Origin of the sequence: Bacillus sp. JJ1773 (assembly GCF_036962035.1) — a bacterium.
In the GTDB taxonomy this organism is placed as follows: domain Bacteria; phylum Bacillota; class Bacilli; order Bacillales; family Cytobacillaceae; genus Cytobacillus.
Genome location: NZ_JBALNX010000025.1, coordinates 1 through 20222, shown reverse-complemented (window position 1 = coordinate 20222; position 20222 = coordinate 1). Strand labels below are relative to the sequence as shown.

General features: G+C 38.0%; 17 protein-coding genes. All 17 read right to left on the bottom strand.

Features of this window, described 5'->3' with window-relative positions; translation table 11 throughout:
- Nucleotides 1–21 precede the first annotated feature (21 nt).
- On the bottom strand, nucleotides 22–1011 hold the full coding sequence (locus V7127_RS05595; RefSeq protein ID WP_335484246.1) for a polysaccharide deacetylase family protein: 990 nt from the start codon (nucleotides 1009–1011) through the stop codon (nucleotides 22–24).
- 168 nt (nucleotides 1012–1179) lie between these two features.
- A complete protein-coding gene (pnp, locus tag V7127_RS05590; RefSeq protein WP_335353162.1) occupies nucleotides 1180–3300 on the bottom strand; it encodes a polyribonucleotide nucleotidyltransferase in 2121 nt (706 codons plus the stop codon).
- 218 nt (nucleotides 3301–3518) lie between these two features.
- Nucleotides 3519–3788: a 30S ribosomal protein S15 gene (gene rpsO / locus V7127_RS05585; RefSeq protein ID WP_066288899.1), complete on the bottom strand. Its 270-nt coding sequence runs from the start codon at nucleotides 3786–3788 to the stop codon at nucleotides 3519–3521.
- 122 nt (nucleotides 3789–3910) lie between these two features.
- On the bottom strand, nucleotides 3911–4858 hold the full coding sequence (ribF, locus tag V7127_RS05580) for a bifunctional riboflavin kinase/FAD synthetase (RefSeq protein ID WP_335484244.1): 948 nt from the start codon (nucleotides 4856–4858) through the stop codon (nucleotides 3911–3913).
- A 37-nt stretch (nucleotides 4859–4895) separates the two neighbouring features.
- The gene (truB, locus tag V7127_RS05575) at nucleotides 4896–5816 is read right to left on the bottom strand and encodes a tRNA pseudouridine(55) synthase TruB (RefSeq protein ID WP_335484242.1); all 921 of its coding nucleotides are present in this window, start codon (nucleotides 5814–5816) and stop codon (nucleotides 4896–4898) included.
- Between the two features lie 68 nt (nucleotides 5817–5884).
- On the bottom strand, nucleotides 5885–6250 hold the full coding sequence (rbfA, locus tag V7127_RS05570; protein WP_150932364.1) for a 30S ribosome-binding factor RbfA: 366 nt from the start codon (nucleotides 6248–6250) through the stop codon (nucleotides 5885–5887).
- Nucleotides 6251–6454: 204 nt separating this feature from the next.
- Complete coding sequence (locus tag V7127_RS05565; protein ID WP_335348355.1) at nucleotides 6455–6736, bottom strand: DUF503 domain-containing protein; 282 nt, start codon at nucleotides 6734–6736, stop codon at nucleotides 6455–6457.
- Nucleotides 6733–8949 (bottom strand): translation initiation factor IF-2, encoded by a 2217-nt coding sequence (gene infB, locus V7127_RS05560; protein ID WP_335484239.1) that lies wholly within the window; start codon nucleotides 8947–8949, stop codon nucleotides 6733–6735. The genes V7127_RS05565 and infB overlap by 4 nt, the downstream gene beginning before the upstream one ends.
- Nucleotides 8950–8968: 19 nt before the next feature.
- Nucleotides 8969–9271, bottom strand: a complete 303-nt coding sequence (locus tag V7127_RS05555; RefSeq protein WP_335484237.1) for a YlxQ family RNA-binding protein — start codon at nucleotides 9269–9271, stop codon at nucleotides 8969–8971.
- The gene (rnpM, locus tag V7127_RS05550) at nucleotides 9268–9552 is read right to left on the bottom strand and encodes an RNase P modulator RnpM (RefSeq protein WP_335348356.1); all 285 of its coding nucleotides are present in this window, start codon (nucleotides 9550–9552) and stop codon (nucleotides 9268–9270) included. Before rnpM ends, V7127_RS05555 begins: the two co-directional genes overlap by 4 nt.
- Nucleotides 9553–9567: 15 nt before the next feature.
- Nucleotides 9568–10698 carry a transcription termination factor NusA gene (gene nusA / locus V7127_RS05545; RefSeq protein ID WP_335353170.1) on the bottom strand — a complete coding sequence of 377 codons (1131 nt, stop codon included), beginning with the start codon at nucleotides 10696–10698 and terminating at the stop codon, nucleotides 9568–9570.
- Nucleotides 10699–10744: 46 nt separating this feature from the next.
- On the bottom strand, nucleotides 10745–11218 hold the full coding sequence (gene rimP / locus V7127_RS05540; protein ID WP_335345908.1) for a ribosome maturation factor RimP: 474 nt from the start codon (nucleotides 11216–11218) through the stop codon (nucleotides 10745–10747).
- Nucleotides 11219–11460: 242 nt separating this feature from the next.
- Nucleotides 11461–15780 carry a PolC-type DNA polymerase III gene (locus V7127_RS05535; RefSeq protein ID WP_335484234.1) on the bottom strand — a complete coding sequence of 1440 codons (4320 nt, stop codon included), beginning with the start codon at nucleotides 15778–15780 and terminating at the stop codon, nucleotides 11461–11463.
- A 210-nt stretch (nucleotides 15781–15990) separates the two neighbouring features.
- Nucleotides 15991–17253 carry an RIP metalloprotease RseP gene (rseP, locus tag V7127_RS05530; RefSeq protein ID WP_335484232.1) on the bottom strand — a complete coding sequence of 421 codons (1263 nt, stop codon included), beginning with the start codon at nucleotides 17251–17253 and terminating at the stop codon, nucleotides 15991–15993.
- Between the two features lie 60 nt (nucleotides 17254–17313).
- Nucleotides 17314–18459 (bottom strand): 1-deoxy-D-xylulose-5-phosphate reductoisomerase, encoded by a 1146-nt coding sequence (locus V7127_RS05525; protein WP_335484229.1) that lies wholly within the window; start codon nucleotides 18457–18459, stop codon nucleotides 17314–17316.
- Nucleotides 18460–18490: 31 nt separating this feature from the next.
- Nucleotides 18491–19279: a phosphatidate cytidylyltransferase gene (locus V7127_RS05520; protein ID WP_335484227.1), complete on the bottom strand. Its 789-nt coding sequence runs from the start codon at nucleotides 19277–19279 to the stop codon at nucleotides 18491–18493.
- A gap of 19 nt (nucleotides 19280–19298) precedes the next feature.
- Nucleotides 19299–20075, bottom strand: a complete 777-nt coding sequence (locus tag V7127_RS05515; RefSeq protein ID WP_335484225.1) for an isoprenyl transferase — start codon at nucleotides 20073–20075, stop codon at nucleotides 19299–19301.
- Nucleotides 20076–20222 lie beyond the last annotated feature (147 nt).

Here is a 20222-nt window from a genome sequence, read left to right as displayed (position 1 = left end):
TTTAACAGAGATGCAATAATTTTAGTTGTTATTTTCCTTACTATTAACTTTTCCAAAAATAAGATTATCAGCCGTTCGATCAGAACTCAAAAGCTCGGAAACGGTTCCAATTTGAAAGTCCTGCTTCTTCAGCTGAATAATTAACTGATCTAGCGACCTTTCTGTTGGGCTTGTAGGGTGCATTAAGATGATCGCCCCATTATGAACCTTACCCATTACACGATTTAGCAGTTCCTCTTTGGATGGCTTTTTCAAATCAACTGTATCAACCGACCATAAGACCGTTCTTAAGCTTTCCTGTAAGGCAATTTGTATTGTGTCTTCACGAAAGCTTCCGCTTGGCGGACTAAACCATTGTACAGGCTTATCTGTGATTGCCATAATGACTTCATTCGTTTTTTGAATTTCTTCCCTAATTTTACTCGTTGGTATTTTTGCCATATTAGGTTGAGAATATGAATGGTTGCCAATTTCATGTCCTGCTTCTTCTATCATTTTTGCCAATTCAGGATTATTTTGGGCCCATTTTCCTTCTAAGAAAAAACTTACCGAAACGTTATGCTCCTTTAGCGTTGCTAGCATATCCGTTAAATACTCATTTCCCCATGCCACATTTATGATAAAACTAACCATCTGTTTCTCTGGATGCCCTTTATATGTTGGAGACGGCGGCAAATCCTTTAATTGAACTTTAGGCAGAATTTGTTTGAAAACAAGCTTTTCATCCTTAAATTCGCCATCTGCTTTCATTTTTTTATAGGAAGCACCTATATCAACTTGCAATCCATTTAATCCGGGAATCGCCTTCCAAACTCGATCAATCTTCGCATCCTGCGGGGGAATATAATAGTCTGTTGCTCTTGCAGTAATTTCGTTATATAAAGGATCCTTTTGTTTTGATACAGAAATAGAATCAGCTTTTAGCCCCAAAACGTATTGGTTCGAAAACGGATTGTTAACAAAAAGATATGCAACAATAAAAATAATGCTTAAATGAATCACCTTTTTCATTCTCCTTGCCTCCTTCCATAAACCATATGTTTTAAGAGGACAAGGTAGAACGAGCTGCATTTTCTAACGAAAGGTTAATTTTTAACAAAAGGTATGTATATGGAAAGAGTCAGGGGGGCCATCCCATCCTGACTCTTTCATTAATAATAAATCACGCTTTGAAACTAATTATTTTTGTGCTTGTTCTTTCTGCTCGCGCTGCTCACGGAGGACTGCTTTACGTGATAGATTAACACGGCCTTGTTTATCAATTTCGGTTACTTTTACTAATAATTCGTCCCCAATTGATACGACATCCTCAACTTTGCCAACACGCTCTTCAGCAAGCTCTGAAATGTGTACAAGCCCATCTTTTCCGTTAAATATTTCAACAAATGCTCCGAATTTTTCAATTCGCTTTACTTTACCAAGATACATTTGTCCAACTTCAACTTCACGGACAATGTCCTCAATAATTTTCTTCGCTTTTTGGTTCATTTCTTCATTAGTTGAAGAAATAAATACTGTACCATCTTGCTCGATATCAATTTTTACACCAGTTTCTTCAATAATCTTATTGATTTGCTTTCCGCTCGGTCCAATAACGTCACGAATCTTATCTGGGTTAATGTGCATCGTCAAGATCTTAGGAGCGTATTTAGATAGCTCATTTCTTGGCTGGGCAATTGTACTTAGCATAGAGTCTAGAATTTGCATACGGCCTATTTTCGCCTGCTGAAGGGCCTCTTCTAATATTTCACGGGAAAGACCTTCAATTTTAATATCCATTTGTAATGCTGTTACCCCTTTAGCTGTACCAGCAACCTTAAAGTCCATATCTCCTAAATGGTCTTCCATACCTTGGATATCCGTTAATATAGAGTAATGCTCTCCAGACTTGATAAGACCCATTGCGATCCCCGCAACAGGAGCCTTAATTGGAACACCAGCGTCCATCATAGCAAGGGTACTTGCGCAAATACTTGCCTGTGATGTAGATCCATTAGATTCCAAAACTTCAGAAACTAAACGGACTGTATACGGAAAATCTTTTTCTGATGGAATAACTGGCTCTAATGCACGCTCTCCTAGTGCACCGTGCCCAATCTCACGACGGCCTGGCCCTCTCATCGGACCCGTTTCTCCAACGCTGAAATTAGGGAAGTTGTAATGGTGCATAAAACGCTTTTCTTCCTCGATTCCGAGGCCATCAAGAATTTGGACATCACCTAGTGCACCTAATGTACAAACGCTTAAAGCTTGAGTTTGGCCACGAGTAAATAGTCCGGAACCATGTGTTCTAGCAAAAATACCAATTTCCGAGGACAATGGTCGAATGATATCCAAGCCACGCCCATCTGGACGGACCTTATCTTCTGTAATAAGTCTTCGTACTTCGCCTTTTACAATTTTATCAAGAATTTGTTTTACTTGTTTAAGGTCTTCTTCCGTTGTCTCTTCTTCTTCAAATTTTGCAAGTACCGCATTTTTAACAGCTTTAATAGCATCCTCACGTGCATGCTTTTCTTGAACTTGAATAGCAGCGATCATGTCTTGCTCGCAAATCGAACGTACCTTAGCTTCTAATTCTTGATCAAGTTCAAATAAAACTATTTCAAGTTTTTCTTTACCGATTTCAGCTACAATTTCTTCCTGAAACGCAATTAATCGCTTAATTTCTTCATGTCCAAACATAATCGCTTCTAGCATGATTTCTTCAGGGACTTCAAGAGCACCTGCTTCAACCATATTAATAGCATCCTTTGTACCAGCGACAACTAAATGGATATCACTTTTATCAGCCTGATCAACTGTAGGATTAATAATGAACTCACCATTAATACGACCAACACTTACTCCAGCAATTGGTCCTCCAAAAGGAATATCTGATACACTTAGTGCTAATGAAGAACCAAACATGGCCGCCATTTCTGAAGAACAATCTTGATCAACACTCATTACCATACTGACTACTTGTACTTCATTACGAAAACCATCAGCAAATAATGGGCGAATTGGTCTATCAATTAAGCGGCTGGCCAAAATAGCTTTTTCACTTGGACGGCCTTCTCTTTTAATAAATCCTCCAGGTATTTTCCCAACAGCATATAATCTTTCTTCATAATTGACTGTCAATGGAAAGAAATCTAAATTTTTCGGCTCCTTTGATGCCGTTGCCGTACTTAATACAGCTGTGTCTCCATAGCGAACTAACACTGCGCCATTTGCTTGTTTGGCTAACTGTCCAATTTCAACAGTTAATTTGCGGCCAGCCCAATCTATAGAATAAATATGTTTATCTTGTCCCATATTTTGTAACCCCTCTCTACCTTTTCACAATGGAGGTTTAGCGAATTGAATTGGAAACCTAAACCTAAACATTATCGAACAAAAATGCTACTAAAGTATAAAATCTGTGTATGTATAGTATGTACAAATTTATTACAAGTTAAAATGACTCTTTTATGTATGTAAACATGTGTTCTTTTTAAGCTAATAAAAAAGCGGGAAAACTCCCGCTTTTCTTATTATCGACGTAAACCTAATTTGTTAATTAACTCACGGTAACGTTGAACATCTTTGTTACGCAGGTAAGTTAACAGGTTACGACGTTTACCTACCATTTTCAAAAGACCGCGACGTGAGTGGTGGTCTTTCTTATGAGTACGTAAATGATCGTTCAGTTTGTTAATTTCCTCAGTAAGGACAGCGATTTGAACCTCTGGAGATCCAGTATCATTCTCATGAGTTTTATACTCATTGATTAGTTCATTTTTACGTTCTTTAGTGATTGCCATCCGTTTCACCTCCTAAATAGTAAATCCCCTGTTACCGAGCAAGCGTCGGTGACTCGACTTGCCAAGCAAAGGTTCTTTTGATACGTTAATAAGAATACAACTTTTTATGACAAAATGCAAGGCTAAACATTGTTTTTTTCAAAGTAAGTAAGCGCCGCCCTTTTGTCCTTTTCGATTTGAGCAACAAGTTCTTCTATGCCATTGAATTTTTGTTCTTTTCGTAAATGCAAGTGCCACTCAACTTTTACTTCTTGTCCGTATATTTCTTGATTATAATCAAAAATATGAACCTCTATAGATGGCTTTTTCGACATTTCTTTATTAAAAGTTGGCTTATAGCCGACATTGCATACTCCTTCATGCCATTTTCCATTGGTGTTAATTCGGACGCAATAAACTCCGGTAGGGGGAAGAATATAATCGTCTTTCAATTCAATATTCGCCGTAGGGAATCCAATTGTTCTTCCTCTTTTATCTCCATGAATAACGATGCCATTAGTAGAATAATACCTGCCTAGTATAGGTGAAATATCTTCCATTCTGCCTTCACGAATCATTGAACGAATTAAGGTTGAGCTAATTTTCTCATTATTGGATGCTAATTTTGGAACGACTGTAAAGGCGAACTTTTCTCTTGAATGAAATGGCAATGTTTCCATCGTTCCTTTTCCCATTCTGCCATATGTATAATCAAAGCCCGCGATCACATGTTTTACATTTAGATCTATTAAATATTGATCTACAAATTCTTGGGGTAATAGACTCGCAAATTCCCTTGAAAAGTTGACAATAAATAAATAATCAATCCCTAATTTAGCCATCAACTCGATTTTTTCTCTCAGTGGAGTAATATATTCTACATGTTTAACACTTTTTCCTAGTACAACAGAGGGATGAGGATCAAAGGTCATGACCGCACTTTTGAAGCCGCTCTCCTCCGCGATAGTCTTTGCTTTCTTGATAACCTTCTGATGTCCAAGATGAACGCCGTCAAAATAGCCTAAGGCTATGGATAATGGCGGAAGTTCCCTCTTAACAAATTGTGGATGATTAATTGAAATTATTTCCATGCGGTTCACCTTTTTTCAAATTCAAAGCCCAAAGTTCTCACAGCATATCATTTCGAATGACCTTTACAGGCTTCATTAACCCTTGCTTTTGCTGATGATGCTCGTAAATGGCCAAAGCAATGCCATTTTCAGTTTCAACAACAATTGGACCTTTTGCTTCAGATAAATGACTTGGTATGGGCAAAACTGCTCCATTTTTTACTTTCTTTGCTACTGTATCATTTATCGTATATTTGGGCAAATGAGAAAGCCCAGATTCAAGCGGTTTTATTTTCGGTAAAAGGGTGCCTTCTTGAACGAAGGATTCTATTTCTTCTAATGTTAAGCAGTCTTGTAAGGAGAATGCGGCAGATTGAATTCTAACTAGCTCAGACATATGAGCAGGATAACCAAGTTTTTCTCCAATCATAACAGCTAACGTCCGTATATAAGTTCCCTTTCCACAAGATACCCGGAAGCGGAATTGAATTACTTCCCCACTGAAAATATCGCGGTCATCTAGAAGTTCGATTGAGTAGATTTTTACCCTTCTAGTTGGCCTTTCAATTGAAATCCCTTGTCTTGCGTATTCATAAAGCCGTTTTCCATTTACCTTCACAGCAGAATACATCGGAGGGGTTTGCGTTATTTCACCAGTTAAGCTTTCCAAAACAGATAAAATTTCTTTTCTTGAAAATGAATTTGTTACTTTCCTAACTTCAACGGTTTCTCCTGAGGCATCCTCAGTTGTGGTGGAATACCCAATCGTTACTTCCCCTTCATATGCTTTTCCGGCATCTGTAATATATTCAGCCACTTTTGTCGCTCTCCCTAAGCAAATAGGGAGTACTCCCGTCACATCAGGGTCTAGAGTTCCGGTATGACCGATTCTTTTCATTTTTAAAATTTTACGCAGCTTAAATACACAATCATGTGAGGTGATCCCCTTAGGCTTAAATAGCGGCAATATTCCTTCCAAAAGTGATCCTCCTTTCTAAATTCGAAAAAAATGGATAGACAAATGTCTATCCACATCCATTTCTATCATTAATCTTCTTTTTCCTTGGAACGATCCTCATCATGAATTTGATGGAGTAATGTTTCAATCCGATTACCATAATCAATTGATTCATCAAATTCAAAGAAAATTTCTGGAGTTTTACGCAAGCGGATACGCTGCCCAATCTCCGAACGGATAAATCCTTTTGCTTTTGCAAGGCCTTTAAGCGTATTTTCCCTTTGTTCCTCATCGCCAAGAACAGAAATAAATACGGTTGCTTGCTGAAGATCTCCGGTTACTTGGACATCGGTTACCGTAACAAAGCCGACACGCGGATCTTTAATTTTACGGCCGATAATTTCGCCAAGCTCCTTCTTCATTTGTTCTCCAACTTTATTTGCTCGAAGGCTCATAATTTATTCACCTCTAATCAAATCCTCCTTGGCGGATTTGCGCCCAGATTTTTATCGGGCAGTGCCCGATAAATTCCTTAAAAAAATCTGAGGCATCCGCCGGAGGCTTAACTTTATTCAGAAAGTATTGAACCCCTTCTGAATAGTTTCCCAATCTGCATTCATCGCCCACCAATAGAAGTGGAAAATAAATACTGAATAAAGTTAAATCCACTCGACATCAGTAATTGTTCGTTCAATTTCAGGAAACGAATCAATTAATTTAAGGGCATTTTGTAATTCTTGCTCCGTTGAAACTCGAGAGGATGATACAGCAACAATGGCTATTTTTGTCCGCTGCCATACATCTTGATAATCGACCTCTGAGACAGATACATTATATTTTTGTTTCAAACGGGTAAGAATTCTTTGCAATACAGCTCGTTTTTCTTTTAATGAATGTGAATCATAAATGATACATTCACAAGCTGCTAGCCCAATGATCATTTTCGCTCAATTTCCTGCATAACGAAGGCTTCAATGACATCGCCTTCTTTAACATCGTTAAAGTTTCTAATCGTAATCCCACATTCATATCCTTGGCTAACCTCTTTAGCATCATCTTTGAAGCGCTTAAGTGCATCTACTTCCCCTTCAAAAATAACAATGCCATCACGGATTAAACGTACTCCACTATCTCGAGTAATTTTTCCATCGGTTACATAGGAACCTGCAATTGTTCCAACCTTTGATACTTTAAAAGTTTGGCGAACTTCTGCCTGGCCAATAATTTTTTCTTCAAATTCTGGATCAAGCATCCCTTTCATAGCCAATTCGATTTCTTCAATTACTTTGTAAATAACTCGATGCAGGCGAATATCTACACCTTCAGCTTCCGCAGCACGCTTAGCGTTATTATCAGGGCGTACATTAAATCCGACAACAAATGCATTAAATGCTGCAGCAAGAGTAATATCTGATTCATTAATAGCTCCTGCTCCAGTGTGAAGTATACGAACATTTACACCTTCAACATCAATCTTTTTCAAGGCTGTTGTAAGTGCTTCTGCAGTACCTTGAACATCTGCCTTAACAACAACATTTAATTCCTTCATTTCGCCTTGTTTCATATGTTCAAACAAGTTATCCAAGCTAATTTTTGTCTTTTCACTTCGCTGTGCTTGAATGGCTTGCTGAGCACGAGACTCTCCAATTTGGCGAGCTGTCTTCTCATCAGCAAGTACAGCAAAGCGATCCCCAGCTTGAGGTACATCATTCAGACCTGTAATTTCTACTGGTGTTGATGGTCCAGCATGTTTAACACGGCGGCCAAGATCATTGACCATTGCACGGACACGGCCAAAAGTATTTCCAACAACGATCGGATCGCCTACTTTTAGAGTACCGTTTTGAACGAGCAGAGTTGCGACTGATCCGCGGCCTTTATCTAATTGAGCCTCGATTACAGTTCCTACAGCACTGCGATTAGCAGTAGCCTTAAATTCTTCTACTTCGCTTACAAGAAGGATCATTTCAAGAAGATTGTCAATTCCTTCTCCTTTTAGGGCAGAAATAGGAACAAATATAGTATCCCCACCCCAAGCCTCTGGTACTAAGCCATATTCAGTTAACTCCTGCATAACGCGGTCTGGATTGGCAGATTCCTTATCCATTTTATTAACAGCTACAATTATTGGTACTTCTGCGGCTTTCGCATGGTTGATTGCTTCAATGGTTTGAGGCATAACACCATCATCAGCTGCAACAACAAGAATGGTAATATCGGTAATTTTTGCTCCACGGGCACGCATTGTTGTAAAAGCAGCATGTCCTGGAGTATCTAAAAACGTAATCTTTTTGCCATTTTCTTCAACTTGATAAGCTCCGATATGCTGAGTAATTCCACCGGCTTCTCCCGCTGTAACTTTTGTATTTCTAATAGAATCCAAAGTCGTTGTTTTACCGTGGTCAACGTGCCCCATAATCGTAACAACAGCCGGACGCTCTACAAGCTCTGCATCCTCTTCATCTGTGAAATAAACCTCTAAATCAGTCACATCGATATGAACTTCTTCTTCGACTTCGACTCCGTAATCAGTAGCAATTAATTCAATAGCATCTTTATCTAGTGCTTGATTAATTGTAGCCATAACACCAAGCATAAATAATTTTTTAATGATTTCTGAAGGTTCACGATGAAGCTTTTTTGCAAGCTCAGCAACAGTTAATGAATCACTAAAAGTAATTTTTGCTGGAAGTTCCTTTACTTTTTTAGGAGCAGGAGGGACTTGTACTTGATGGTTGCTTTTCCCTTTATTATTGTTTTTATTTCTATTTTGATTGTTATTGTTATTATTTTTATTCTTGTTCTTGTTAAAAGGCTTATTGTCTTTTTGATTATTCTCGCTGTTTGGCTTTCTAACTTCAGTTTGTTTTTGCATAGGTTTATTTTTACCTTTGTTTACTTCCGACTGCTCATTACGATTAGCAGCCGGAGCTTTTGGTTTAGTCTGAACTGGATTTGTCTTTTGCTGATTTTGCTTTTCTGGCTGTTTGTCTTCCTTCTTACCGTATATTCCGTCCAATTTTTGTACGGCAGAAGCTTCAATTGTTGTCATATGGTTTGAGACCTCGATATTCATGTCTTTTAATTTTGTAATCACGTCTTTACTTGATACGTTTTGCTTTTTTGCATATTCGTAAACGCGCATTTTACTCATACTTTCACCCCCGCTGGAATTAATCGAGCAACGACTTCAGTTTTTTTGCAAATCCATCATCAAGCACTGCCACAACAACCCGAGTATCTTTTCCAATAGCCTGACCAAGGATTTCCCGGTTTTCGACAAGCCTATATGGAATTTGATAGGATTTACATTTGTCAGTTACTTTTTTTGTCGTGTTAACAGAAGCGTCCGCAGATAGCAATATGAGCTTCGCTTTACCGTTTCTTATTTCTTTGATAGTAAGCTCTTCACCCGAAGTAATTTTCCGTGCCCGATTCGCTAAGCCAAGCAATGACATCCATTGATTTGCATTCATTTGGATAGTCGTTTCTCCTTCTCTATGAGCTCTAATAGCTCTTCATATATAGAATCATCTATTGAAACATCTAAATGGCTTGCTAAAACATTTTTCTTTTTTGCAAGTTTTACTGCCTCTTCTTCTTTAGAAAGGTAGGCGCCGCGACCGGATTTTTTTCCAGTCGGATCAACTGATACTTCCCCTTCTTTAGAGCGAACGATGCGAACGAGTTCTTTTTTCGGTCTCATTTCACCGGTTGCGACACATTTACGCAGAGGAACTTTTTTACGGTTGTTCACATTCATTCACCCCTATTAATCCATATCTTCCTGAAAATCAAAATTTTCATCGTCTTCAAGCTCAGTGCTATCATATGTCAAAAGTGTTTCTTCTCTTGGGTACATGCCTGTTTCTCGTGCTTCAGACTCAGATTTAATATCAATTTTCCATCCTGTCAGCTTTGCAGCCAGTCTCGCGTTTTGCCCGCGTTTTCCAATTGCGAGTGACAGCTGATAGTCTGGAACTATAACGGTTGTAGCTTTATCATTTTCATTTACGATGACATCAAGTACTTTAGATGGACTTAACGCATTAGCAACGAAAACAATCGGATCAGCTGACCACTTTACAATATCAATCTTTTCACCTTTTAACTCATTCACGACCGCTTGAACACGGGTGCCTTTTGGTCCTACACAAGAACCAACTGGATCGACTTCCTCGTTATCAGAATGAACGGAAATTTTCGAACGGTCTCCCGCTTCCCTGGCTACAGACTTAATTTCAACTGTTCCATCGTAAATTTCTGGAACTTCTATTTCAAACAATCTTTTCAAAAGACCTGGATGAGTTCTGGAAACAAAAATTTGTGGTCCTTTTGTAGTCTTTTCAACCTTTGTTATGAAAACCTTTATTCTGTCATGAGGTTTATATTGCTCGTTCGGCATTTGTTCATTTGTTGGAAGAATCGCTTCGATCTTTCCAAGACTGACATAAATAAATTTGGAATCCTGACGTTGCACAATCCCTGTCATAATATCTTCTTCACGGTCAATAAATTCAGAGTAAATAATTCCTCTTTCCGCTTCACGAACACGCTGCGTAACAACCTGCTTTGCTGTTTGCGCCGCAATTCGGCCGAAGTCCTTAGGAGTAACCTCTAGCTCCACAATATCTTCCACTTGATAATTAGGATTCATTCTTTGTGCATCTTCAACGGAAATTTCTAGTCTTGGGTCAAAAACCTCTTCAACTACTTCTTTTCGAGCAAAAACTCTCATCGTTCCGTTTCCAAGATTTAAATCAATCCGAACATTTTGTGCTTGATTGAAGTTTCTGCGGTATGCAGATACTAGCGCTGCTTCAATTGCATCAATAATGACATCACGTGAAATGCCTTTTTCTTTTTCAAGTAATGTGAGAGCATCCAACAATTCGCTGCTCATGAGACTTCTTCCCCCTTTAATAGAAAAGCGCAAGCGCTAATTGACTTTATGAAAAAACAACTGCTAAGCGTGCATTCGCTACTTTTTCATACGGAATATCAATACTTTTCTTTCTTGTTTTAATTTTGATTTCGACTGTTACTGTGTGACCATCAAAATGAGTCAAAATACCTTCGAACGTTTTATCACCATCAATAGGCTCATAGGTTTTAATAAAAACATTTTTGCCAACTGCTTTTTCAAAGTCTTTTTCATTTTTAAGAGGGCGCTCAGCTCCAGGCGATGAAACCTCTAAGAAATAGTTATAAGGAATTGGATCTATCTCATCAAGCTTTTCACTTAATTTTTCACTGACTAACCCGCATTCCTCAATATCGACACCATTTTCCTTATCAATAAATACGCGGAGGAACCAATCTCTTCCTTCCTTAACGTATTCAATGTCAACTAATTCTAAATTAAGCTCATCCAAAATAGGTGTGACTAATTGTCCGACTGTATCAGTCACCTTGCTCATAATATCCCTCCTTTACGCGGTTCATGGCTTCAAGTGAAATTCAATTCAATTCAAATGGATAAATGTGTTAACTAAAAATAACGTATACAACACGAAAGAGTGGGTTGCCCCACTCTTCTTTAACGAGAGTTATTAATAGTATTTCCATAAAAACTATACCATAACCAATTTTTTAATGCAAATGGAATAGCTATCATGTCAAGGGATTGACCCCTTTTTATGATAAAATTTTTATAGGATGTGCATTAAAACAGGGAAAGCTGATTTTGTTCTGGGAGTGATTCCAGACAGCCATGGTTGTCCAAATACTCAATGATTGTTTTGGATAATTTTCCCCGCTGCTGAAGGTCTTCTTTAGACAAAAACTCCCCCACTTCCCTAGCTTTTACAATATTAAGAGCTGCATTTGTCCCCAATCCAGGTATCGAATTAAATGGAGGTATTAATCTGTTTCCATCAATAATAAATTCGTTAGCACTTGAGCGGTACAAATCAACCTTTTGGAAGCTAAAGCCACGTTCAGACATTTCAAGAGCCAGCTCCATCACCGTTAATAGGTTCTTTTCCTTTGTGGAGGCATCAAGGCCTTTAGCATTTATTTCTTCAATCAAAGCACGGATGGATTGCGATCCTTTAACCATGGCATCCACATCAAAATCTTCAGCACGAACCGTAAAGTATGCTGCATAATACAAAAGAGGATGATGAACTTTAAAATAAGCAATCCTTACGGCCATTAAAACATATGCAGAAGCATGGGCTTTAGGGAACATATATTTTATCTTTTTACAAGAGTCAATATACCATTCAGGTACTTGATTCTTCCTCATTTCCTCTTCCATTTCATCTGTTAACCCTTTACCTTTACGAACGGACTCCATGATTTTAAAGGCAAATGCTGGTTCTAATCCTTGATAAATTAAATACACCATAATATCATCACGACAGCCAATTACTTCACTTAGTGTACAAGTTTTATTATGAATGAGTTCCTGAGCGTTCCCTAGCCAAACATCGGTACCATGTGAAAGTCCAGATATCTGTACGAGCTCGGAAAAGGTTGTCGGTTTTGTATCTTCAAGCATTTGACGAACAAATCTTGTTCCAAACTCCGGAATGCCAAGTGTACCTGTTTTACACATAATTTGTTCTTCTGTTACACCAAGCGATTCTGTACCGCTAAAGATTTTCATTACTTCTGGGTCATCGGTAGGAATGGTTTTAGGGTCAATCCCGCTTAAATCTTGAAGCATACGAATAACTGTAGGATCATCGTGCCCAAGAATATCAAGTTTAAGCAAATTATCATGGATCGAATGGAAATCGAAATGAGTTGTCTTCCATTCAGAATTTTTATCATCAGCCGGAAATTGGATCGGTGAAAAATCATAAATATCCATATAATCAGGAACAACGATAATTCCTCCTGGATGCTGACCTGTTGTTCTTTTTACACCGGTGCATCCAGAGGCAAGGCGTTCAACCTCTGCACCTCTTAATTGGAGGTTATGATCCTGCTGATAGGCTTTTACATATCCGAATGCTGTCTTGTCGGCAACTGTTCCAATCGTACCCGCCCGGTATACAAAGTCTTCCCCGAACAGTACCTTCGTGTAGTTATGGGCACGTGGCTGATACTCACCTGAGAAGTTTAAGTCAATATCCGGAACCTTGTCTCCTTTGAAACCAAGGAAGGTTTCAAATGGGATATCTTGTCCATCCTTTATATAGGAAGCACCGCAGTTTGGACAATCCTTATCTGGCAGGTCATAGCCTGAACCTACTGAACCATCATTAAAGAATTCAGATTGCTTGCACTCTGGACAGACATAATGTGGAGGAAGCGGATTAACTTCTGTTATCTCTGTCATCGTTGCAACAAAGGATGAACCAACAGATCCACGTGAACCAACTAAATAACCATCATCTAATGATTTTTTTACTAATTTATGAGAGATCAAATAAATAACAGCGAATCCATGCCCAATTATACTTTTTAATTCTTTTTCAAGACGAGCTTCTACTATTTCAGGCAAATTATCTCCATAGATTCTTCTTGCCATTGAATAGCTCATATTCCGCATTTCATCATCTGCGCCTTCAATTTTAGGCGTATACAGATCATCCTTAATTGGTTTAATAACATCTATCATATCGGCAATTTTATTTGTATTATCTACGACAATTTCCTTTGCCTTATCACGGCCTAGGAAAGAAAAGGCATCAAGCATTTCATTCGTTGTTCTAAAATGTACATCTGGAAGCTTATGACGATTTAATGGATTTGCTCCCCCTTGAGAGCTGATTAGGATTTTTCGATAAATTTTGTCATTAGGGTTTAAATAATGGACATTTCCTGTTCCGACAACAGGAAGACCTAGCTTATCACCTAATTGAACAACATTCCCAATGATCTCTTCTAGAGCCTTTTCATTCCTTACTAGCTCTAATTCAATTAAATGTGCATAAACGGCTTTCGGATGAACTTCAATATAATCGTAGAATGCCGCAATATCTTCAACCTCTTCAGGTGATTTCTGCATCATTCCTTCAAAAACCTCACCTTTATCACATCCAGAGCCAACAAGAAGCCCTTCCCGATATTTCTGCAGTACTGATCTTGGAATGCGCGGAACACGATAGAAATAATTCATATGAGAGATAGAGACGAGCTTAAATAGATTCTTTAAACCGGCTTCAGTTTGTGCAAGCAGTGTACAATGATAAGGTCTCGCACGCTGGTAAGCATTCCCCTCACCCATATGATCATTGAACTGATCATGAAATTCAATTTCTTTTTCTGCAGCATCCTTTAACATCTTTAATAATAGATAACCAGTTGCTTCAGCATCATATATCGCTCTATGATGCTGTGTTAACTCAACATCAAATTTCTTTGCCAGCGTATTTAAGCGATGATTTTTCATTTCTGGATATAAGAAACGGGCCAATTCTAGTGTGTCAATAACTGGGTTTGCTGCTTTGCCTAAACCAATTTTCTTATAACCTACATTTAAGAATCCCATGTCAAAAGATGCATTATGAGCAACTAAAATCGCATCGCCCGTCCACTCGTAAAATCTTTGAAGCACTTCATCAACTTCAGGTGCATTTTCAACAAGGTCATCCGTGATTCCAGTTAAATTAATGGTCGTAGCAGAAAGTGGGTGATGCGGATTCGCAAAGGACTCAAAGCGATCGATAATTTCCCCGTCATGAATCTTAACTGCTGCAAGCTCAATAATCGTATCATAAACAGCAGATAACCCAGTCGTTTCAACGTCAAATACTACATACGTATCTTCAGTCAGCCTTCTTTTTGCACTGTTATAAGCAATAGGAACCCCATCGTCCACTAAGTTAACTTCTACACCATATAATATTTTTATATCATTTTTCTTACCTGTACCAAAAGCCTCGGGGAAAGACTGTACGACTGCATGATCCGTTACAGCTATTGCCTTATGGCCCCATTTCTTCGCCTGGCTAATAAGGGTGCTGACAGATGTGACAGCATCCATTTGACTCATCGGGGTATGAAGATGCAATTCTACTCGTTTTTCATTTTCGGGTGCTGTATCCTGTCTTTGGATCGGTTTAATTTCGTTAATATCATTTCCAATCATAACAAGATCACGAACAAAGGTATCAGTTTGAATACTGCCTCTCACTTTTAGCCACATACCCTTTTGAACATGCTGATACAACGCAGCATCTTCCTTGTCCCGTGAAAACATTTTTACTATTATGGAGCTTGTGTAATCCGTAATTTTAAAGGTTAATAGTGTTCTGCCGCTACGGAGTTCCCTCGTTTCTGCAGAAAACACATACCCCTCTATGGCAACACGGCGTTCTTCATCGACAATATCAATAAGCTTTCTGAAATCGGCATCATCTTTAATCGTTAATCCAATTGTCAGTGGGCCTTGAACTGTGGAAGCATTATTAGCTCCCTCTTCAGCTTCTTTCTTTTGCATTTCTAACATTGCCTGAATGCCGCGTTCTTGGTCCTCTCTCTGTTTAGCCTCTATAAATTTCTTATATTCTTCATTTGCGGCTTCGGAGGAAATTTCAGTTTCGATCGTTAATTTCGGAAAGCCAAGTGTTTCATAAACACCCGATATCATCTCAGAGTATTTCCTTTTAATAGATAATCCTTCCGTATCGTTTCTTACACTTACTATTAACTTGTTCCCATGCACAGAAGGAATCTGTTCATTTAATAACTTAATTAATGGAGGAGCCATGCCTTCCATTTCCTCCATACAATATTTCCAGTACCCCTGCACCAATTGTTCATCAATATGATTATTCTTAACTTCAATGGTAAATGATGTATTTGCAATATGAGAAAATACCTTTGCCAAATTAGTGGAAAAAAGGCTAAAGATATTAAATGGTAAAATTTGCTCAAATTCAAAATAAAAATGCCACTTCTTTTCTTTCTTCCCAATTACCACTTTTTTTATTTGAGCATGCTGAAAATGCTGCACTATTGAATCATCGGTTAATTGCAGCTGCTGGAGCAAGAGTTGGAATCTCTCTTTATTGCCTAGGGCTTCCATTGATCTCTCTCCCATCTATTAATTTTCAATTTCACATATACAGACGATGTCTATTATAACATGAACCTTCTATCATGTGACTGCCTTTTAAACGATCTTTATTTACCTTCAACATTTTAAAAAAAGGGTCAATTCTATTGGGTGAAAAAAGCGGTGGATTATCGTCCTCTTTTTCACTCAAAAAGAATATGACCCTTAAATGGTTATATATTATAAGAAAAATCTTTGAATGTCGTTCCAAGTTACAACTAGCATTAATAGCATTAATAATGCAAACCCGATAAAATGAACCATTCCTTCTTTATGACGGTCAATTGGTTTTCCTCTTACTGCTTCAACCGCGAAGAACATCAATCTTCCGCCATCTAATGCAGGGATTGGAAGTAAATTCATGATTCCTAGGTTAATGCTCAGTATACCGGCCCATTTCATTAAATAAAATATCCCCGATTTAGCTACTGTGTCTGTAGAGACATATATGCCAACTGGTCCTGATAAAGCATCAATAGAAAATTGTCCAGTAATTAATTTACCTAGCATAACAAAAATTTCTTTTGTCCAATTATACGTTTCTATAGCCCCATTCGTTATGGCTTTAATAGGCGATTTTTCCATTGGGCTATAAACGCCGATAATACCGATTTTTTCTCCTTCTACTTCTTGAACCTTCGGAGTAACAGGCAAGTTGATTTCTTGTCCGTTTCGATCAAGTGAGAATTGCAGCTCTTTGTTCGGATTTTTGCGGATAATCTCAACTACATCTGACCAGCTTGATATTTCTGCTCCGTTAATACTATGAATGATATCCCCTTCTTTTAATCCAGCCGATACCGCAGCTCCATCAGGAGTTAATTTCCCTAGCTCAGGCTCGTTTGTAGGAATTCCCTGCATCAGACCGATAAGTACAAATACGACAAAGGCAAGAATAAAGTTCATCATCGGTCCGGCAAAAATAGCCATTGTTCTTTGGCCTAGCGTCTTTGAAGCAAACTGTCTATCGTAAGGAGCAATAAGAGTTTCTACCCCATCCTCTACTAATACTGCACTTGGGCTTATAGTAAATGATTGTAGTTTATCTTCCTCTTCTCCTTCAACATATCCTTTAATGACTAGAGAATGCTCTATATCTGCATGCTCTACCTCAATGACCCTAGCATTTGGGTACTTTTCCTTTTGATTCAAAATAATTTTATTAACTTGTTCTGATTCATTAAATAATAAACCAATCCTGAATCCTGGCTTTATTTCGATCATCTCGGGATCTTCTCCAGCCATGCGGACAAAACCCCCAATTGGTAATAGCCTGATCGTATAGGTTGTTTCTCCTTTTTTATGTGAGAAAACCTTTGGTCCAAAGCCAATAGCGAATTCACGGCAAAGGATCCCTGCTCTTTTCGCAAATACAAAATGCCCTAATTCATGAAAAAATACTAGTGCCCCAAAAATGATAATAAAGGCTATAACTGTACTCAAAATATAACCACCTTTTTTAAAAAGATAACATAGTATTATCTTTTTGAGTTAAAAAGCTATTTAGCTTAAAAGTGAGTCTACATATTTTCTCGTTTCCAAATCAACTTCCTGAATATCGGTGAGACTTGGATTTAAGATGTTTTTGTGAATACTCAAAGCCTTTTCAATTAAATCTTCTATTTGCAGGAAAGTTGCCTTTCCTTCTAAAAAGGCTGCAACTGCCACTTCGTTTGCAGCGTTTAAGACAGAAGGCATCGTTCCGCCCGCCTTACCAGCTTCGTAAGCATATCTTAAGCAGCGGAAGCGATCCATGTCCATTTTCTGAAAATGGAGCTTTCCTATTTCCGCTAAGTTCAGCCGTTTTGCTGATGGAAGAGGCAGCCTGTCTGGATAAGTCAGTGCATACTGAATGGGAACTCTCATATCTGGTGTTCCTAATTGTGCAATAATGCTGCTGTCATGAAATTCAATCATAGAGTGAATGATGCTTTCTTTATGCAATAAAACGTCAATATCATTATAGTTGATTGAAAAAAGCCAATGTGCCTCAATGACCTCTAGCCCTTTATTCATCATCGTTGCAGAATCGATTGTAATTTTTGCACCCATGGACCAATTAGGATGGTTGAGAGCTTCATGAACTGTCACATTTTCTAGTTCTTGTCTCGTAAGGTCCCTAAAAGATCCGCCAGAGGCAGTTAAAATCAGCTTATCAATATTTTTCTGCTTTTCACCTTGTAAAGCCTGGAATATAGCAGAATGCTCACTATCTACTGGCAATAAAGAGACTTGATTCTTTTTCACTTCTTCCATGACAAGGTGTCCAGCAGTTACTAACGTTTCCTTATTCGCAATAGCAATCGTCTTTTTTTCTCTAATAGCTTGCAAAGTTGGAGTTAACCCAATACTGCCAGTGACTGCATTAACAAGGATTTCTGCTTTATGATAAACGGCTACTTCTGATAACCCGTCATTGCCATATGTAAAAGTGATATTTGGAAATTCCGCTTCTAGTATTTGAGCTGATGATCTATCTGACACAGAAACAAGCTCTGGATGAAATTCATGAATGATTTTCCTAGTCAAGTCAAGATTTCTGCCAACCGCCATGGCAACTAGATTAAATTCATCAGGATGCTCCTTGATTATATCTAACGTTTGGGTGCCAATTGAACCAGTAGCTCCCATTAAACTAATATTCTTCAACAAATTCAACTCCTGTTGCATAAAGAACTAACTACATTAAATAGATAAAATGCAATAATGGCCAAACGAATAATAAGCTATCAAAACGATCTAATATTCCGCCATGCCCCGGCATGATATTACCGGAATCCTTTACATCATAATGGCGCTTCAAAGCGGATTCAACTAAATCACCAATTTGTCCAAAAATAGACAGGACTATCGTAATGATGGATAGCTGCAGAAAAGAGGCATTAATATCTGAGAAAAGAATAAAGAGCGCTGCCACTATTAGTGCACAAACGACACCACCAATTGAACCTTCAATTGTCTTATTGGGGCTAATTTCAGGCCATAGCTTGTTTTTCCCAATAGCACGGCCAATAAAATAGGCTCCAGAGTCGGTTGCCCATATGATGAATAAGGAATAGAAAATATATACTAGTCCAGATTCACGTGTTTCAATAAAGAAATAGAAACCAATTCCAATATAAAGTACAGCAAGAATTGAAAAAGCAACATCGTCAAAATTAAATTGATTTTTTGTTGTTACTGTATACGTTAAAAAAAGTAAAACCGCGAGGAGGACAAATTCAATTTTCGAATAGCTTAGTGGTTCATATGCATTCTGGAACTGTTTAGGTAATAGCATTACCCATAATAGTAATAAAGAAAGTAGCCCTGGTATAGAAAAGAGCTTAATTTTGCGCATTTTTAATACTTCATATAGTGCAATGGATGCCAATAAATAGGCTAGAATAATGAATGGAAATCCACCAAAAATCGTTAACGGCAAAAAAATTGCACCAAATATAATCGCTGAAATGATTCGTTGCTTCATCTATGTCGTCACACCTTTATTAAACTCCGCCAAACCGCCTCTGACGGTTCTGAAATACCTCAATCGCTTCAAGAAGATGCTCTTCACCAAAATCCGGCCATAGAACATCAGTAAACCAAAACTCAGTGTATGCAAGCTGCCAAAGCATAAAATTGCTTAAGCGGATTTCCCCGCTTGTTCGGATTAATAAATCAGGGTCATTCAAGTCTTTCGTCATTAAATAGTTTGAAAAAATTTCCTCATTTAATTCACTTTCATTTATTATACCACTATTGCAATCTTTTAAGACAAGTTTGATTCCCTCAATAATTTCTGCCCTGCTTCCATAATTAAGAGCAAAATTCAAAATGAGCCCAGTATTATCCTTCGTATCTTCCATTGCCTTCTCAATCGCATTTCTTGTATGTGTAGGCAGCATTTCTTTATAGCCCATCATTTGCACTCGTACATTTTCTTCTACTAGCTCAGGAAGAAATGTCCCTAAAAACTCTTCTGGGAGCTTCAATAAAAAATCCACTTCCATTTTAGGTCTCTTCCAATTTTCAGTTGAGAAAGCATACAGTGTTAATGTTTTTATCCCAAGCTCATTGGCTAATTTAGTTGTTTTTCGAACTACTTTCATTCCTTCATGATGTCCCGCTACACGAGGAAGCGCTCTTTTCTTTGCCCATCTGCCATTGCCATCCATTATAATCGCTACATGTGAAGGAATCTGAAGCTCTTGAATTTTCAAGATTCTCTCTCGGAGTCCTGTTGAGCTATTCTGATTTCTCCATTGTTTCATTTTATTTAACATAAAAATGCTCCTTTAGATAGGTTTTCTTACCTCCGAAAAGAAAACTTGCCGATCAGTACATCTGGTAAGGAAAAGATAGAGTTCATTTTCTTTATTGTTTTATCATACCAAAAATCATGAAAGTTATCTCTATAAAAGGGTATGTAT